The sequence below is a fragment of the Neisseria sp. Ec49-e6-T10 genome (assembly GCF_051132615.1).
Lineage (GTDB): Bacteria > Pseudomonadota > Gammaproteobacteria > Burkholderiales > Neisseriaceae.
In genome coordinates, this window is record NZ_CP152375.1 from 2,651,490 (window position 1) to 2,669,085 (window position 17,596).

14 protein-coding genes are annotated in these 17,596 nt (G+C 36.9%); 9 read left to right on the forward strand and 5 right to left on the reverse strand.

The genetic code is table 11. The annotated features are described in order from the left end of the window. The 3 genes from AADH04_RS13330 to lgt all read right to left on the reverse strand — a co-directional run bounded on the left by AADH04_RS13330 (position 1) and on the right by lgt (position 2,190). Positions 1-201, reverse strand: a complete 201-nt coding sequence (locus AADH04_RS13330; RefSeq protein WP_434777764.1) for a zinc-finger domain-containing protein — start codon at positions 199-201, stop codon at positions 1-3. Between the two features lie 73 nt (positions 202-274). Next, positions 275-1,198, reverse strand: coding sequence for a branched-chain amino acid transaminase (locus tag AADH04_RS13335; protein ID WP_434777765.1), 924 nt, complete (start codon positions 1,196-1,198; stop codon positions 275-277). Positions 1,199-1,326: 128 nt separating this feature from the next. Continuing rightward, positions 1,327-2,190 (reverse strand): prolipoprotein diacylglyceryl transferase, encoded by an 864-nt coding sequence (lgt, locus tag AADH04_RS13340; RefSeq protein ID WP_434777766.1) that lies wholly within the window; start codon positions 2,188-2,190, stop codon positions 1,327-1,329. A 688-nt stretch (positions 2,191-2,878) separates the two neighbouring features. On the opposite strand from lgt, the gene AADH04_RS13345 reads away from it, so the two are divergent. Together AADH04_RS13345 and AADH04_RS13350 are read left to right on the forward strand one after the other, a co-directional pair. Further along, positions 2,879-5,635: an autotransporter outer membrane beta-barrel domain-containing protein gene (locus AADH04_RS13345; RefSeq protein ID WP_434777767.1), complete on the forward strand. Its 2,757-nt coding sequence runs from the start codon at positions 2,879-2,881 to the stop codon at positions 5,633-5,635. A 204-nt stretch (positions 5,636-5,839) separates the two neighbouring features. Next, positions 5,840-6,367: a lipocalin family protein gene (locus AADH04_RS13350; RefSeq protein WP_434777768.1), complete on the forward strand. Its 528-nt coding sequence runs from the start codon at positions 5,840-5,842 to the stop codon at positions 6,365-6,367. Positions 6,368-6,419: 52 nt separating this feature from the next. Here AADH04_RS13350 and AADH04_RS13355 read toward each other — a convergent pair whose 3' ends face one another. Then, positions 6,420-6,758: a P-II family nitrogen regulator gene (locus AADH04_RS13355; protein ID WP_434777769.1), complete on the reverse strand. Its 339-nt coding sequence runs from the start codon at positions 6,756-6,758 to the stop codon at positions 6,420-6,422. Between the two features lie 153 nt (positions 6,759-6,911). Between AADH04_RS13355 and purL the strand changes: the two genes are divergently transcribed. The 4 genes from purL (at position 6,912) to fabG (ending at position 13,375) form a co-directional block, all read left to right on the forward strand. Then, a complete protein-coding gene (gene purL / locus AADH04_RS13360; protein ID WP_434777770.1) occupies positions 6,912-10,829 on the forward strand; it encodes a phosphoribosylformylglycinamidine synthase in 3,918 nt (1,305 codons plus the stop codon). Positions 10,830-11,013: 184 nt separating this feature from the next. Then, positions 11,014-11,472 (forward strand): Spy/CpxP family protein refolding chaperone, encoded by a 459-nt coding sequence (locus AADH04_RS13365; RefSeq protein ID WP_434777771.1) that lies wholly within the window; start codon positions 11,014-11,016, stop codon positions 11,470-11,472. Between the two features lie 197 nt (positions 11,473-11,669). After that, entirely contained in the window at positions 11,670-12,599 is a 930-nt protein-coding gene (gene fabD / locus AADH04_RS13370; RefSeq protein ID WP_434777772.1) for an ACP S-malonyltransferase, read from the forward strand. Between the two features lie 38 nt (positions 12,600-12,637). Continuing rightward, entirely contained in the window at positions 12,638-13,375 is a 738-nt protein-coding gene (gene fabG, locus AADH04_RS13375; protein ID WP_434777773.1) for a 3-oxoacyl-ACP reductase FabG, read from the forward strand. A gap of 62 nt (positions 13,376-13,437) precedes the next feature. Here fabG and mutM read toward each other — a convergent pair whose 3' ends face one another. Beyond that, a complete protein-coding gene (gene mutM / locus AADH04_RS13380; RefSeq protein WP_434777774.1) occupies positions 13,438-14,253 on the reverse strand; it encodes a bifunctional DNA-formamidopyrimidine glycosylase/DNA-(apurinic or apyrimidinic site) lyase in 816 nt (271 codons plus the stop codon). A gap of 147 nt (positions 14,254-14,400) precedes the next feature. Here mutM and AADH04_RS13385 point away from each other — a divergent pair, with 147 nt between their 5' ends. From AADH04_RS13385 to ispE, 3 genes are read left to right on the forward strand one after another with little or no spacing between them, the layout of a single operon-like run. Then, positions 14,401-16,128, forward strand: a complete 1,728-nt coding sequence (locus AADH04_RS13385; RefSeq protein WP_434777775.1) for a tetratricopeptide repeat protein — start codon at positions 14,401-14,403, stop codon at positions 16,126-16,128. Further along, positions 16,128-16,727 carry an outer membrane lipoprotein LolB gene (locus tag AADH04_RS13390; RefSeq protein WP_434777776.1) on the forward strand — a complete coding sequence of 200 codons (600 nt, stop codon included), beginning with the start codon at positions 16,128-16,130 and terminating at the stop codon, positions 16,725-16,727. The genes AADH04_RS13385 and AADH04_RS13390 overlap by 1 nt, the downstream gene beginning before the upstream one ends. Further along, positions 16,700-17,584 (forward strand): 4-(cytidine 5'-diphospho)-2-C-methyl-D-erythritol kinase, encoded by an 885-nt coding sequence (gene ispE / locus AADH04_RS13395; RefSeq protein WP_434777777.1) that lies wholly within the window; start codon positions 16,700-16,702, stop codon positions 17,582-17,584. The genes AADH04_RS13390 and ispE overlap by 28 nt, the downstream gene beginning before the upstream one ends. Positions 17,585-17,596: the final 12 nt, after the last annotated feature.

Below are 17,596 nucleotides of genomic sequence, written 5' to 3' on the forward strand. Positions count from 1 at the left end.
TTAATGGTGTGCTTTATAATCACCTTTTAGTTGGTAAAGGGTGCTGCAATAAGGGCAACGTGCTTTTTTGTCTGCATCTAAAGGTAAGAATACTTTAGGGTGCATATTCCAAAGAGTGACATTGTCTGGAGGACAATGTAACGGCATATCTTCTGCAAAAATTTCTACTGCCTGATTGACAGTGCGTACTTTTGTTTCCATAAGAACTTCCTATTGATAATAGTGTTATTTTTCTGGGTTGATATTCAATCAGCCCAGAAATGAGAGTGGTCAATTATTTAATATACGTTAGCCATGAATCATACTGTGGGTTTTTACCTTGAACAATATCAAAATAACGTTGTTGAATTTCTTCTGTAATGGGTCCTCGGCTACCTTGACCAATTTGACGTTGGTCTAATTCACGTATAGGAGTGACTTCAGCTGCTGTTCCCGTAAAGAAGGCTTCATCTGCACAATAAAACTCGTCTCGAGTAATGCGTTTTTCTATGACTTCTAGTCCCATATCTTTGGCGATGGTCATAACTGAATCACGCGTAATACCCTCTAAGGCACATGTAGGTTCTGGGGTATATAGTTTGCCATGACGAACAATGAATACGTTTTCTCCTGAACCTTCGGCAACAAAGCCTTCAGAGTCAAGTAATATCGCTTCATCGTACCCATCACTGGTCGCTTCATTATTGGCCAAAATAGAATTCATGTAGTTGCCATTGGCTTTTGCTTTACACATGGTAATATTGACATGGTGGCGGGTAAAAGAGCTTGTTTTTACTCTGATGCCTTTTTTCATCCCGTCTTCGCCTAAATAAGCGCCCCAACTCCATGCAGCAACAATTACATTTACATCATTTGCTGGTGGTGCAACACCAAGTTTTTCTGAACCATAAAAAGCCATTGGGCGAAAATAACAAGAGCTTAGATTATTTGCCTGAACAACATCAATATGAGCTTGATTAATTGCTTCTTTATCAAAAGGTAGCGCGATTTTTAAAATATGAGCTGAATTAAATAGACGATTTGTGTGTTCAGTTAAACGAAAAATAGCCGTGCCATTTGGTGTTTCGTATGCGCGTACACCTTCGAAAACACCTAAACCATAGTGCAGAGTATGCGTTAATACATGAGTTTGGGCACTACGCCATTCAACTAATTTTCCATTGTACCAAATGAAACCGTCTTGATCTGCCATTGACATTTAGTGTTTCTCCTATGTGTTCTTTTAGAGTAAATAGTAACCAATCAATTTGATTATAGCGTTTGGCTAAATCGCGATTCAAGCCATAATCAATAATTATTTGAGTAATCAGTTCAGTTTTTTTGTATTTAAGTTGTTTTAGAAAATATATTTCGTTTGCCAAAATAGATAAATAAACCAATACCAAAAACAATCATGGGTAAACTGAGCCATTGCCCCATTGACAGGCCAAGGCTGAGTAAACCTAAGTATTCATCTGGCTCTCTAGCAAATTCTGCGATAAAGCGGAATAAACCATATCCAGTTAAAAACAATGCCGATGTTTGCCCTATTGGGCGTGGCTTTTTAGAAAAAAACCATAAAATCAAAAATAGGCAAATACCTTCAAGAACCATCTGGTAGAGTTGAGAAGGATGACGCGGCAACATATTGTGTTGCAAAAAAATAGGCACCCAATCAGCGTGGGTGCTGATATAGGTTAAATCTTCAGATTGTGCTTGGGGAAAACCCATTGCCCACCAAGCATCAACAGAAGTTACTCTTCCCCAAAGCTCCCCATTGATAAAGTTACCTAAACGACCTGAGGCTAAGCCAAGAGGCACAAGTGGTGCCACAAAGTCAGATACTTCAAAGAAACTTCTTTTTTGCCGTTTAGCAAAAAAGAAAATGGCCACTAAAACACCCAAAAAACCACCATGAAAGGACATGCCACCTTTCCAGACTTCTAAGATTGCCCCTGGGTGTGAAAAATAATATTCGGGTTGATAAAATAATACAAAGCCTAAGCGCCCACCTAAAATAACACCAAGAACTCCCCAAAAGAGGAGATCATCTAATAATTTGTTGGTTAAAAATGTCAGCCCTTTTTTGATACGGTGGCGTCCCAATACCATGAATAGACAAAACCCTATAATGTAGCTTAAAGCATACCAACGGATACTGATAGGGCCAATACTGAGTAAAACTGGATCAAATTGTGGGTGAATAATCATGTTTTGTTAATCTTAAGTGTTCTGGGATAAAGGTGGATTATAGACCTTCAACTCATAATTGACGAATAATTTCTTTATCAGTTAAGCCTAGGTTTATTTCTTATTTTTAGAAATTTGCATTTAAAAAAACTAATATATAAATAAATTTAAACAATATTAACATTTGTTTTTTTATGAATTTTGAAATATTATTTTTCTAATATTTTGTTTTTGTTTTTTATTTTTTTTGTTTTTTGTTTTTGTATTTTTTTGATTGATTAAATTTTATTAAAAATTGGTGCCTTATGGTTGTTCTGTTGGAGAATGATTCTTGTTTGGATTGATAATTTATTAATTTTTATTATACTTTTTAAGTAAATATTAAATATCTGTCTTGTTCTGTATTTGTTTTTTTTATAAAATTTTTATATATATCAAGTTGTTGGCTTTTTTTATTTGTATATATAGTTAAAATATTTAAATCATTATTAAATATAATCATATTACTTTTTTTTATATCTATAATATTGTTATTAATTTTAGTTTCAGCAGTTTGGTCAAAAATATAAGTGTAACTTATTCTAATTTCTAAAAATATCAAAAAATAATTAATGCGAAGGGCTAACTGTTCCTATGTAATTTGTAAAATTTTTTACTTTTTATATTGTTTTTTATTTAAATAAAGTTTTTTATTGGAAAGATTATAAATATGAAAATAAATAAAATGGTGCTGGCACTAACAGCTCTATTTGCATCTATTTCAACCTATGCAGCAGAAGTTCCGCCTGATTCGTTTCCAGCAAAAGAACAAACGCCTAATAGTGGTGATGTTTTAAATAACCCCGATTATACAAATGGCTATGCTGCTGTGGTGAATCGTTGGCTTTCTAATGCTTTAGCAGCAACAGCTAGTAAGACATATATTAGTGGTGAAACTATTGTCAAAACAAGGTCAGAATTAAGTTCTCAGGTAGTATATATGAGAGGGAATTCTTATAGTATTAATAATACGCTTGATTCTGTGCAAATGAACTTAGAAGATGGGTCTATTGCGATTGGTACGGTACTTAAAGGCTCTGTTGATAAAGGTAATGGTACAGGTAACCATAAAGGTGTTCTTGTTGTTGGCGGGGGATTTAACGGTTCAGGTGCAAATACAAAAGCGTATGATACGGTTGTAGAAAGCGATGGTTCGCTTTCTGTAGGGGCTGCTGGGTATGCTTACAATACTCTTGTAAAACAAGGTGGTATTCAAGTTGTTTCTGCCAGTTCAACGGCAGGTGGTTATGCTCAGGCTAATATTATTGATGGTGGTGAGCAACAAATCTCTCTTAATTCACATCTTGCTGTTGCAGAAGACAATATCGTGATTAATGGTGGTCGACAATATATTTTTGGTGGCACTGCTAAAAATTCTCATATTGGCAGTGGTAGTTACCAACTTGCTAGTGGTTTGTCTTTAGAAACCACAGTTTATTCTGGTGGTTTTCAGTTAGTGTACGCTGGTTCTAGTTCTACTGGCGTTGCAGATCAAGACAGCACCATTTATTTTGGTGGCACACAGAGAATTCAGCAAGGCATATCAGTAGGTGCGAAGATTTATGGCGAGCAGATTATTACGAATAAAAAAGGTAGTTGGGTGAATGGTTCATGGATTGAAGAAAGTGGTTTTTGGGGATCAAATCCAGTAGCACAAAACGCTACAATTTATGCAGGTGGTGTCCAACGTATTGATGCAAATGGTCAAGCAATTGGCACTATTCTAGAAGAAGGTGGTATTCAACATGTTAATGAATCTGGTACAGCAACGAATACGATTGTGAATGTTGGGGGTACTCAATTTGTTAATAAGTATGGTTCTGCATTCAATAATGTGGTTAATGGTGGCAGCCAAATTGTGAATGAATATGGTCATATTGAAGATACAACTATTCAAGGTGGTGGTTCTTCAATGATTGCCTTTGGTGGGTATTCTTTTGGCGATCTTAATGTAAAAGATGGTTCATTAACCATGCAAGCAGGTGATTTACATGCTTGGACCCATTTGTTGGGTAAAGGCGCTTATGCTGAAAAGGTGAATTTAGACAGCAATCAGGCCCGTTTATTTATTCAACACAATGATGCAACCAGTGAGTCGACAGTCACAATCGATGCTTTAAATTCTAATAATGGTAGTATTATTTTTGGACGTAAAGATGGTAGTGATGTGGGTAAGTTTAGTCGTTTAAACTTAGAAACTTTAACTGGTTCTGGCACGATTGTGATGAATACCAATATTGCTGGTCAAGAGGGTGACTTCTTGCATGTCGAAAATAAAATTGCCGACCCAGACTTATTTAAAGTTGTTGTAAGGGATACTGGCGCTGAAATATCAGAATATCGACATCACTTAATTACAGCAGGCACGGATTCATTAGCTGATACTTTTACTATGAAAGAAAATAATAGTCGTGCTGATGCGGGTGCTTATATGGTTCAGTATGATTTGGAACACAGCACCAGTGATACGACAGGAAAAGAAGATTGGCATTTGGTGACCAAAAAATTGGCTATTACAACACCTGCAACAGATGCCGTGTTGGCAATGTCAAACGTGACACCAACAATATGGGATGCTGAACTTTCTACATTGCGTCAACGATTGGGTGACTTAGAAGACAATAAACACAATAATGGTGTTTGGGGTAAATACATTACCAGTCGTTATAAAGTAGATAAAGAAGTTGGTGCCGCTTATAAACAAGATATGAATGGTTTTATGATTGGAGCAGATCATGCTTGGGCTCGTGACAATGGTACATTGTATTTAGGTTTTATGACTGGCTATTCTCAATCAGATATTGATTTTAAACGCCATGGCGATGGTACCGTTGATAGTTATACTGTTGGCGGGTATTTAACCTATATGGATAATAGTGGTTTATATTTAGATGGTGTGGTTAAGTATAATTATTTTAGAAATAAAATGACACCTGTTTCAACAAATGGTCTCATTTTTTCTGGTAAATATAGCACCTCAGGAGCTGGGTTTTCTTTTGAGCTTGGTAAAAAGTACGAGCAAGAAAAATTCTTTACTGCACCATATGCATTAATTTCTGGTTTTTATGCTGGAAGTAAAAATTATACTTTGACTGATGGTATGCATGCAGATGTTGGTGGCGCAAGCAGTTTTAAAAGTGAACTAGGCAATGTATTGGGTACCAACTTTAAATTGGACAATGGGGGCAATATTAAACCTTATGTAAGATTGGCTGTCAGTTATGAGTTTGTGGACAGCAATAAAGTTCGTATTAATCATACAGAAGAGTTTAATAATGATATGTCTGGTGCTGCAGTAAAAGTTGGGTTAGGGGTTACTGCAAAATTAAGTTCAAATTTCAGTACATATGCAGAAATTGATTATATGAAAGCATCTCATAGCAGTATGCCTTATTCAGGTAATATTGGCATTCGTTATATGTTCTAAATCGTTTTTAAAGGGATGAATGAGTAAGAGCACGGCTTTAATAGTCGAGCTTTTTGTTTGTTGGTATCTTTGTTATAAATATTTTTTATTATGGTAAAGAGATTTCTTATTGGATTTTGTGGCTTATTTTTATGACTATACTAAATAATCAGTATATATTATTGTATGTTAGAAGAGTTTTTCCACTCATTAGGAGTATCGAAAATGTTGAAAAGAAGATTAAGATATTCATTCTATTTGCTTGTTTTAGCGCTCACTGCTTGTTCAACTATTGAGCCGCCAGTAGGTGTTCAACCTGTTCAACATTTTCAAGCGGAGCGCTATATGGGAAAGTGGTATGAAATAGCCAGATTAGATCATCGCTTTGAAAAAGGGTTAGAGCAAGTTAGTGCCGATTATAATGTAAATTCAGATGGCTCTATTACTGTAATCAATAAAGGATTGAAGACGGAAACTGGACAGTGGAAAGAGAAAAAAGGCAAAGCTTTTTTCACGCAAGATAAAAATATCGCATCGTTAAAAGTATCTTTCTTTTGGCCTTTTTATGGTGGATATCATGTGATTAAGCTGGATCAAAATTATCAATATGCTTTAGTCACTGGAAATAATAAAGATTTTTTATGGCTACTGGCTAGAAAGCCAAAGCTTGATGAAGTGGCTAAAGAAGAGTTGATTGACTATGCAAAACGGCAAGGGTTTTCTGTTGAAAAATTAATTTGGGTAAAGCAATAGTTAAGCGTTAAAGTTAAATAAGGTGCATAAAATGCACCTTATTTTTTAATTTTTATACAGCAGCTTCACCTTCTTCACCTGTGCGAATGCGAATCACATTTTCGACTGGAAGCACAAAAATTTTGCCATCGCCAATTTTTCCTGTTTTGGCAACTTCAACAATTTTTTCAATGGCTCTTTCAACCAAATCATCTGCAACAACCAGTTCAATTTTTACCTTTGGTAAAAAATCAACTGCATATTCTGCACCACGGTAAATTTCAGTGTGTCCCTTTTGGCGGCCAAAGCCTTTTACTTCTGTTACAGTTAAACCTGCAATATTAAGCTCTGTTAGAGCTTCACGAACATCATCTAGTTTGAACGGTTTGATGATGGCTTCAATTTTTTTCATGTGTCGTTCCTTTTGAAAAGAAAATGTAAGTGATTGTGAAACACGCAACACGTATGGAAAGATACCACATTAATCAAATTACTCAATAGTTAAATTGTTCCATTTGGGGTATTATACATACTTTCTTTATAAGCAACCTTTTGTGAGATATTGATGTCGCAAGTCGCCCAATTACGCGGTCAAGCCGCATTGTCAGAGTTTCGAGTTGAAAAATTATTACAAAAAGCTAAAGAGTCAGGCATAAAATCAACATTGTCTATTGAAACTGAATATTGGTATTTTGTTGATTCAAATGAGATAATTGATGCAGATGCACAACAAATGTTGGCTGCGTTATTGGATGTGGTGCCTGATGAACCGCAACTTAAAACAGACAGTTTGTTTCTTGTGGTGCCTCGTTTAGGTACTATATCCCCTTGGGCCTCAAAAGCAACAGATATTGCCCATAATTGTGGCTTAACACAAATTAATCGTATTGAGCGAGCAGTAGCGATATGGGTTAATGGGCTGGAAAAAGAAGAGTTAACGGTTTTTGAAAGCATTGTTCACGATAGAATGACCGAGACGGTATTGTATTCTTTTCGTGACGCAAATGCTTTATTCTCGCATTTGCAAGCAAAAAGTTTTGACTGTATTGATATTTTATCTGGCGGTGTTGATGCATTACAAAAAGCGAATCAAGTGTTAGGTTTAGCTCTTTCAACAGATGAGATAGATTATTTAGTCGAAAATTATCAAAAGTTGGCACGTAATCCTACTGATGTTGAGTTAATGATGTTTGCCCAAGCAAACTCAGAGCATTGCCGTCATAAAATTTTTAATGCTAATTTTATTTTAGACAATAAAGTTCAAGATAAAACCTTATTTGGCATGATTCGCGAAACACATCAAGCACATCCAGAAGGCACTTTAGTCGCATACAAGGACAATGCTTCTGTTATTGAAGGTGCTACTGTTGAACGATTTTATCCAGTTGCCTCTAATCAGCAGACCTATCAGTTTGTTTTAGAACCCACTCATATTGTGATGAAAGTAGAAACCCATAACCATCCAACAGCCATTGCCCCTTTTGCTGGTGCTGCTACAGGTTCTGGTGGAGAAATCAGAGATGAAGGGGCAACAGGAAAAGGCGCAAGACCTAAGGCTGGGCTAACAGGTTTTACCGTTTCTAATTTGAATATCCCTCAGTTTGAACAACCTTGGGAGTATTATCAGGCCAGTGAAACAAACTACGGCAAGCCTGAGCGGCTTGCCAGTGCATTACAAATTATGATTGAAGGCCCTATTGGTGGTGCTGCTTTTAACAATGAGTTCGGTCGTCCTAATTTGTTAGGCTATTTTAGAACATTTGAAGAAGAGTTCAATGGTCAAATGAGAGGATACCATAAACCTATTATGTTGGCCGGTGGTTTAGGTAATATTCAAGAGCAGCAAGTACATAAAAAGGATATTCCAGAAGGCGCTTTATTAATCCAGTTAGGTGGCCCTGGCCTTTTGATTGGGTTAGGTGGTGGCGCTGCTTCGAGCATGAATACAGGAAGCAATAGCGCGGATTTAGACTTTGATTCAGTACAGCGTGGTAATCCAGAAATAGAACATCGCGCTCAAGAAGTGATTGATCGCTGTTGGCAATTAGGTGAAAAAAACCCTATTTTATCTATTCATGATGTGGGCGCTGGTGGTTTATCTAATGCGTTTCCAGAGCTAGTGAATGACGCAGGTAAGGGGGCGATTTTTGCTTTACGTGATGTTCCTTTAGAGGAGCATGGTTTAAGCCCTTTACAAATTTGGTGTAATGAAGCACAAGAACGTTATGTTTTGGCTATATTGCCTGAAAATTTATCATTGTTTGAGGAAATTTGTGCTCGAGAGCGAGCGCCATTTGCTGTTGTTGGTGTGGCTACTGATGATGGTCAGCTTAGAGTATACGATGAGCTTTTTGATAATCATCCAGTAGATCTACCATTAGATGTCCTATTAGGAAAACCACCTCGTACGACACGTACTGATCACACAAAAATGATTGATCCGCAGGTTTTTGATGCAAGCAATTATGATTGTAAAGAAACTGCATATAGAATATTGCGTTTGCCAACAGTTGCTAATAAAAATTTCTTGATTTCTATTGCTGATCGTACAGTTGGTGGGATGACTGTAAGAGATCAGTTAGTTGGACCTTATCAGGTTCCTGTTGCTGATGCTGCTGTGACAACAATGGGATTTAATACCTATTTAGGTGAAGCCATGAGTATGGGGGAAAAGCCTTTATTGGCTTTGTTTAATGGTGCATCTTCTGGCCGTATGGCTATTGGTGAAGCTATTACCAATATAGCTAGTGTCAATATAGGTAGCATTGGTCGTATTAAATTATCTGCTAATTGGATGGCTCCATGCGGCGAAGAGGGCGAAGATGCCAAACTATATGAAACGGTTCAGGCTATATCTGTATTTTGTCAAAATTTAGGGTTAAGTATTCCTGTGGGTAAAGATTCTTTGTCCATGAAAACACTTTGGCAACAAAATGGGCAGGAAAAGTCAGTTACTTCCCCTTTAAGTTTGATTATTTCAGCTTTTGCTCCGGTAGAAGATGTACGTCATACTATTACGCCAGAATTAAAATCAATTGAACACACACATGTTTATTTAATTGATTTAGGTAAAGGTGCAGCAAGAATGGCAGGTAGTGCCATGACTCAAGTTTGGAAAGATTTAAAAGGCTCTGTTCCAGATATTGATGTTGATACATTATTGGCCTTTTATCGAGTGACTCAAAAACTGATTCAGCAGCAGATGATTCTAGCCTATCATGACCGTTCGGATGGTGGGTTGTTTGCCACCCTTGCTGAAATGATTTTTGCTGGACATGTTGGTTTAACATTAGATGTGGGTGTTCTGGTAGATGCTATGTCTGTTGCTGGCAGTGAGCAAAAAGGTTTGCAAAATATGCGCATGAGTGCTTTATTTAATGAAGAGCTTGGTGCTGTTATTCAAGTTCATGATGATCAAAAAGCAAGCATGTTGCAGCTTTTTAAAGAAGCTGGATTAGGGGAGCATGTACATTGTCTTGGTACAATTAATGGTGTAGAACGTTTGATCATCAATCATGGTAAGGAGCTATTGTTTAACGAGTCATGTTTGCAAATGCAAAAAGCTTGGAGTGAAACGTCTTATCAAATTCAAACTTTGCGAGATCATCCAGAATGCGCAATGAGTGAATTTCAACTTATAGAAGAGGGTAAGTTAAGTAAGTTATTTGCCAAAGTTGATTTTGACTTAAATGAGGACTTGGCGGCACCTTTTATTAACATCGGTATTAAGCCAAAAGCGGCTATTTTACGAGAACAGGGTGTGAATGGTCAGGTAGAAATGGCTGCTGCATTTAACAGAGCTCAATTTGACGCTGTTGATGTGCATATGAGTGACTTAATGTCAGGGAAAGTTAACTTAACTGATTTTAATGTGTTGGTAGCTTGTGGTGGCTTTAGTTATGGAGATGTGTTGGGCGCGGGAGAAGGCTGGGCAAAAAGTATTTTGTTCAACGAGCAAATACGAACCAAATTTCAACAATTCTTTGAACGTAATGATACTTTAAGTTTAGGGGTCTGTAATGGGTGTCAAATGATGTCTCACTTGGCTCAAATCATCCCTGGTGCAATACACTGGCCAAAATTTAAACGCAATACTTCAGAACAGTTTGAAGCACGTTTGAATATGGTGGAAGTTAAACAATCGCCTTCTATATTCTTACAAAATATGGTTGGCAGTCAGGTGCCTATCGTGGTTAGCCATGGAGAAGGTAGGGCTGTTTTTACAGAGCCAATGTCCGAGCAACTGATTGCATTAAATTACATCGATGGATTGGGAAATATCACTGAGCGTTATCCATTAAACCCAAATGGCTCAGCAAATGGTATTGCTGGGGTATGTTCGTCTGATGGGCGGGCGACCATCATGATGCCACATCCAGAAAGGGTATTTAGAACAGTACAAATGAGCTGGCATCCAGACAGTTGGTCAGAAAACAGCCCATGGTATCGTATGTTTGCAGGGGCAAGAATGATGTTTAAGTAGGTTACTCCTCAATAAAGGCTGTTTTAAACAGCCTTTATTTTTATTAAACTTATGATAAAAATTAGTAATAAAGCATATTTACCATAATTTACATTTCTTTGACTTCTTTTCACATAGTATTGTTTATACTGTCATCACTCTTTCTTTGTTTTAAAAATTATCTACATTCAGGAGAATGTTTATTATGAAAAATTTTAAAAAAGTTGCGTTAGCTTCAGTTGCAGCGGCAGCTTTATTGGCTTCAGGTTCTGTTATGGCTAAGGCTGCTGGACACAATTTTAATGGAATGGGGCGTTGTGATTTTAATAAATTACAATTGACTGATGCTCAAAAGAAACAATTAAGATCTCTTCGCGATGAGAGAAAAGATGCTCGTTCAGCTAATGAAGAACAGCAGCGAGCAGAGTGGACAAAATATCGCACACAAGTAAATGAACTGATTCGTCAAAAAAACTTTGATGACAGAAAAGCCAAAGCATTAATTCAAGCACAGCAAGAAAAAAGCATTGATATGCAGTTGAGCCATCTGAAAGCGCGCCATGCATTTTTCCAAGTGCTTGATGAAAAACAACAACAAATTTGGTTAAAAGAATGCGCACCATCAGATCAGCCTTTTCCTCCACCACAAAAAAATAAAAAATAAGTGAAGAATGATGATAAAAACAGGTTATGAAAAATAACCTGTTTTTTTATTAACCGTGAATAGAACTTAATTGACAGAATTTGACCGTTTATATTGAGTCTATGATAAAATTTAGAACTTTTAATCTAAATTAGCTGTTTTGGATTTTATAATTTTTAACTTACCTATTTTAAGTTAAGTCTAAAAGGATATACGTGATGTCTTTTGCATTTTTCTTTCCAGGGCAAGGCTCCCAAAGTTTAAATATGATGTCTGGTTTTGATCAAATTTCTTGTGTTAAGGATACTTTTGTTGAAGCATCTGATGTTCTTGGGCAGGACTTGTGGGCCATGATTAATGGTACTGATGAAGCAGTGATCAACAGTACAGTTAATACACAGCCTTTAATGTTGACTGCAGGTATTGCCACATATCGTGCATATCTTGAAGCTCAAGGTAAACCGCCTAGTGTTGTTGCAGGGCACAGCTTGGGTGAATATAGCGCTTTAGTGGCTGCTCAGAGTTTGAGTTTTGAAGATGCCATTAAACTTGTTCGTGTTCGTGCTCAATTAATGCAAGAAGCTGTGCCAGAGGGGATTGGTGCCATGGCAGCTATTTTAGGTTTAGATGATGAAGCTGTGAAAGCTGTGTGTGTCAATAGTGCACAAGGAGAAATTGTTGAGGCAGTAAACTTTAATGCCAAAGGTCAAGTTGTTATTGCAGGCAATGCTTCAGCTGTTGAGCGTGCAATGTTGGCTGCAAAAGAGGCTGGTGCAAAAAGAGCGTTACCTTTACCTGTTTCTGTTCCTTCTCATTGTGCATTGATGAAAGGTGCCGCAGAAAAATTGGCTCATGCTTTGGACAGTATTACGGTTAATAAACCAACAATTTGTGTGCTTCACAATGTTGATGTACAAAGTTACTCTGATTCTGCTGCCATTAAAGATGCTTTGGTTCGCCAGTTATATTCTCCGGTTTTATGGACACAAACGGTTGCTTCTTTAGCGGATGAAGGTGTTCATTTATCAGCAGAGTGTGGCCCAGGAAAAGTATTGGCAGGGTTAACGAAAAGAATTACAGATAAAATGAATTGTCAGCCATTAGTGAAAATGGATGACGTTCATCAGTTTATCAGTACTTTACAATAATGAATAAAAATAGAATTTTTTAATTGAAAAGGAATCATATGAGTGACACACAAAAAGTTGCTTTAGTAACGGGAGCCAGCCGAGGTATTGGTGCTGCTATTGCTCAAACTTTAGCTGAACAGGGGTTTAAAGTCATTGGTACGGCAACAGGCCAAAAAGATGCTCAGGCAATTGGCGAACGTTTGGCTTCATATCATGGGGTCGGTAAGCAATTAGATGTTCGTGTAGAAAATAGTATTGAAGATTTAATTGAGCAAATTAGTAAAGAATATGGAGACATTGCTGTATTGGTTAATAATGCAGGGATTACTCGAGATGGCTTGTTAATGCGCATGAAAGAACAAGATTGGGATGATATCATGCAAATTAATTTAAAGTCAGTATATCGTGCATCAAAAGCAGTGCTTAAAGGTATGATGAAAGCACGCACAGGACGCATTATTAATATTGCGTCTGTTGTGGGTGCAATGGGTAATGTGGGGCAAACCAATTATGCTGCAGCGAAAGCTGGTATGATGGGATTTACTAAATCTATGGCCCGAGAGGTTGGTAGTCGTAATATTACAGTTAATTGTGTTGCGCCAGGTTTTATTGATACAGATATGACTCGAGCTTTGCCTGAAGAACAAAGAGAAATGTTGGTTAAAAATATTGCGTTAGGACGTTTAGGCAGCGCTCAAGATATTGCTGAGATGGTTGCGTTTCTCGCCTCTGATAAAGCTACCTATATAACAGGACAAACTTTACATGTTAATGGGGGCATGTTAATGCCTTAGGAAATTGGCATTCTGAAAAGAAAAAGGGCTAATTAGCCCTTTTTCTTTTCACCAAGAAGAGATTATTTTTGACAAATAGGGCAAAAGAAGCTGGCTCTTTGTCCAAGTTTGATTTCTTCTATTAAATGCCCACAATCAAAACAAGTTTGATTTTTTCTACCATATACTTTGTATGTTTGTTGGAAATAACCAGCTTGCCCGTTTGAGTCAACAAAATCGCGTAGTGTGCTCCCCCCTAACGCAATAGCTTGTTGTAATACCATTTTTATGGTTTGCACTAATAAAGCACATTCTTTTTTAGTGACTTTATTGGCTACTCTAGTAGGTAATATTTTACTTCTGAATAAAGATTCATTGGCATAAATATTACCCACGCCTACCACAACGCTGTTATCCATAATGGCAAGTTTAATTGAACGGCTTTGTGTTTTTAGTTTATTGTATAAATAATCGGTATTAAAATGATTTTCTAATGGCTCTGGTCCTAGTTTTTGCAGTAAAGGGTGGTGTTCTGGTGCACCAGCGAACCAGAGTATTGAACCAAATCGCCGTGGATCGTGATATCGTAGGGCAGAACCATCTGTAAATTGTATATCAATATGGTCATGTTTTTTAGGCGGAGAAAAACTGGTTAAAAAACGTAAGCTGCCAGACATACCTAAATGAATAAGTAAAACGCCTGTAGAAAAATGCAATAATAAATATTTGGCTCTACGTGTAATGTTTAAAACTGTTAAGTCAGATAAAGTTTGGGATAAATCTTCAGGTACGGGCCATCTGAGTTTACCTTGACGAATGGTTACGTGGCTCACATTCTTATAGTGAATATGCGGTAAAATACCCAAACGGGTTGTTTCCACTTCTGGTAGTTCAGGCATATTATTTCTAGTATTAAGGTAATTAAAACGACTATTTTACGCAAACTTTTCAGACTATGCTATGCTTCGTTTTAACTGTTATATAGGCGTTTGGTGTTGAACCTAGAATACAGAGAATGATAGAAAGTATGAAATTAGGAGATGATTTTGAATCTGTTTAGATTAAGTGCTACGGCTATTGCATTAGCTATTTCAACCCCTATTGTTGCTGCGCCAGCTTTAGGTTCAGAGGATATTGAGGCCAGACGACAAGGTTTGGTCGATGCTGCAAATGTAGTGGGGATACTCAGTAGTGAAATGATATTGCAAAAGGGCAACCCTAATGCCGCATTTGAACTTTATAAAAGATTATTGAGTAGAACAAATGATCCAGCTGTGGCACAAAGAGCATTTGATTTAGCCTTAATCTTGAATCAGTTAGATCAAGCTCAAGAAATATTAAATAAGTGGCAAAGTATTGAGTCAAATACCGCATCAAACCAACTAAAAGAAGCAAAGTGGAATTTAGCACTTTTACAAAATAAGCCAGAAGCTTGGCAAATGTTACCAGAAATGTTTAAACAGGCAACAGAAGATCAAGTTGCTCGTTATTTTCTTGTGTTAACTGGGTATGTGGATTCAAACACCAATAATATTAAACGTAATTACCAACAATTAGAAAAAATTGCAAAAAATTATCCTGAAATGCCTGAAGCTGCATTGTGTTTAACCGCATATGCAACTGTTGCTCAAGATCAGCAAGGTGTTGTAAAGCATTTAAAAAAAATGATTACTTTAATTCCAACGCCTAATGCGGAGTCACAATATTTAATTGGTACGGTTTTGCAAAGAAAGCCTGAATATATTGTGTCTTTTTTTGAAAAAACACCAAATGATCAGCTAAGCCTTGATTGGCAACGTTTTAAAATTGAAACATTAATTATGCAGGAAAAATTTGCAGTTGCTTATCAAAATCTAAAAGAAATTTTAAAAGAGCAGCAAGATCAAGCCAGTTTATATCTTGAAGCTGGTTATTTGAGTCAGCGTTTAGATTTACCAAAAGAAGAAGCCTTGGCCTATTATGAAAAAGCTTATGCTTTAGGTGGTGCAACACAAGATAGAGCAGCTTTATTGGCGGGTGCTTTGTCTTATGATTTAAAGGACAATGCAGTTGCCAAGTCCTGGTTAAATAAAGTGACAGATAAAAATTTATTTTTTGATAAGATGCTGTTTTTAAGTTGGATCGCTGTCGATGAAGGGCAGTTTGAGCAGGCTCAACAATATGTTAATCAGGCTATAAAAATGCAAAAAAAAGGAGTCTTTTTTTCTGAAGAAGATACTGAAAATATACAATTAACCATTTATCAAAAGAATAAACAAAACCAAAAATATCTTACATTTATAGATAAACTCATTAAAACAGCAAAGACAGAAGATCGAAAAGATGCATTACTCAGGGATAGGTCTTTTTATTTTTCTGATGTATTAGGGCAGCCAGAAAAAGCAGTTACAGATTTAAGAATGTTACTGGGTAAACAGCCTGATGATCCAGATTTGTTGAATTCATTGGGCTATACCTTGCTTTTTGTTAAAGGGCATGAACAAGAAGCTCATGACTTGATTAAACGTGCATATGATCAAGAACCAGATTCTGCTGCCATTAATGATAGTTTAGGTTGGGCTTTATTTAAATTAGGGCAACCAGAAGAAGCATTGCCTTTGTTAGAGTACGCTTTTTCAAATTTACCTAATGCGGAAGTTTCTGCGCATTTAGGAGAGGTCTTGTGGCAACTGGGTAGAAAAGAGGAAGCTCGTGTCATCTGGGAAAAAGGGATGGAAGAAAATGCAGAAGATAGAACCTTATTAAATACACGTAAGCGTTATGGTGTTCAATAATGCAGAAGTTTATTTTATCTTGCTGTTTGCTTCTTCTTTTATCTGCCTGTTCAGTGTTTGGGCCAAAACAAGATAGAACACGGTGGCAGGTAGCTCAGGAATATGAAAAGGCTTTTTCAAGTAACGGGCGCCTTTCTGTTAATTTTAATGGACGGGGGTATAGTGCGCATTTTGATTGGGAAAAATATGCAGATCAAGAGCAGCTTGATGTTAAAACGCCATTGGGCAGTACAGTTGGCCAAATTTGTAAAGATCAGATAGGGCTTGTTGCTGTCTCTGGTGCCAATAAATTCTACGCCGATTCGATTGATCAGTTGGCAAAAAACTTAATGGGGTTTGATTTACCTTTAGAAAATTTACCTTTTTGGATGCAAGGTATTATTGTGCCAAATATACCTCATCATATTGATCAAGAAGGAAATTTGCAACAAATGGGTTGGAGCATAAAAAGAACAGTTTGGGCAGATCAGCCTTCTAAGCCTCGTCGACTGGAGTTGACCAGAAAAGACCTTGATATTCGTATTGTTTTTGATGATTTTACAACGCTTACAGACACACAAATACATCAACTATGTCAGATCAGAACAGAAAATATTTAAATCAGCAGTATTGTCCAATCAATAAAGAGGCGCAGTTTTTCCCTGCACCAGCAAAGCTAAATCTTAGTTTAAGCATTATAGGGCAAAGAGCAGATGGTTACCATTTACTTGAAAGTGTTTTTTGTTTTATTAATTTGAATGATGAAGTTTATTTGTTGCCCCGAATAGACACACAAATCAATTTACACTCTTCAACATTTGCCAAAAGAGCCGAAGATGATTTAACCGTTAAAGCGGCAAGGCTTTTGCAAATAGAGGGTAAAGTACAAAAAGGTGTAGATATTTGGTTAAATAAGCGGATTCCTATTGGTGCCGGACTAGGTGGGGGCAGTTCAGATGCAGCAACTGTTTTGTTGGCATTGAATAAACTTTGGCAAATCAATTTTTCTCGGGAGCAACTGATTCAATTGTCTGTACGCCTTGGTGCAGATGTGCCTTTTTTTGTTTTTGGAAACAATGCTTTTGTTGAGGGTATAGGTGAAAAATTAACCAAAATTCATGTGCCTAAAAAGTGGTACGTTATTATTTACCCAAATGAATTAATCAATACAGCCAAAATATTTTCACATAAAGACTTGACAAGAAACTCTACACCAAGCATAATGCGCACTCTCCAAAACGCAGATGAACGCAAGAATGATTTGCAGGAAGTTGTGTTAAAAGAGTACCCTCAGGTAGCCAAAGCATTGAATGCGCTGAAACCTTTTGGTTATCCAATAATGACAGGTTCTGGTTCTTGTGTTTTTTTAGAATGCGACTCGTCAGAAGAGGCAAGAAAAGTTTTTCAAGCAGTTTCTGAAAGTTTTGAAGCATATTGTGTGAATAGTTTAACAGAGCACCCGCTTCTAAATGATTAAAGAAGTTGTTTT

Coding starts and splice junctions, on each gene's coding strand:
- AADH04_RS13330 (WP_434777764.1), bottom strand. CDS start 201: ATGGAAACAAAAGTACGCACTGTCAATCAGGCAGTAGAAATTTTTGCA.
- AADH04_RS13335 (WP_434777765.1), bottom strand. CDS start 1,198: ATGTCAATGGCAGATCAAGACGGTTTCATTTGGTACAATGGAAAATTA.
- lgt (WP_434777766.1), bottom strand. CDS start 2,190: ATGATTATTCACCCACAATTTGATCCAGTTTTACTCAGTATTGGCCCT.
- AADH04_RS13345 (WP_434777767.1), top strand. CDS start 2,879: ATGAAAATAAATAAAATGGTGCTGGCACTAACAGCTCTATTTGCATCT.
- AADH04_RS13350 (WP_434777768.1), top strand. CDS start 5,840: ATGTTGAAAAGAAGATTAAGATATTCATTCTATTTGCTTGTTTTAGCG.
- AADH04_RS13355 (WP_434777769.1), bottom strand. CDS start 6,758: ATGAAAAAAATTGAAGCCATCATCAAACCGTTCAAACTAGATGATGTT.
- purL (WP_434777770.1), top strand. CDS start 6,912: ATGTCGCAAGTCGCCCAATTACGCGGTCAAGCCGCATTGTCAGAGTTT.
- AADH04_RS13365 (WP_434777771.1), top strand. CDS start 11,014: ATGAAAAATTTTAAAAAAGTTGCGTTAGCTTCAGTTGCAGCGGCAGCT.
- fabD (WP_434777772.1), top strand. CDS start 11,670: ATGTCTTTTGCATTTTTCTTTCCAGGGCAAGGCTCCCAAAGTTTAAAT.
- fabG (WP_434777773.1), top strand. CDS start 12,638: ATGAGTGACACACAAAAAGTTGCTTTAGTAACGGGAGCCAGCCGAGGT.
- mutM (WP_434777774.1), bottom strand. CDS start 14,253: ATGCCTGAACTACCAGAAGTGGAAACAACCCGTTTGGGTATTTTACCG.
- AADH04_RS13390 (WP_434777776.1), top strand. CDS start 16,128: ATGCAGAAGTTTATTTTATCTTGCTGTTTGCTTCTTCTTTTATCTGCC.
- ispE (WP_434777777.1), top strand. CDS start 16,700: ATGTCAGATCAGAACAGAAAATATTTAAATCAGCAGTATTGTCCAATC.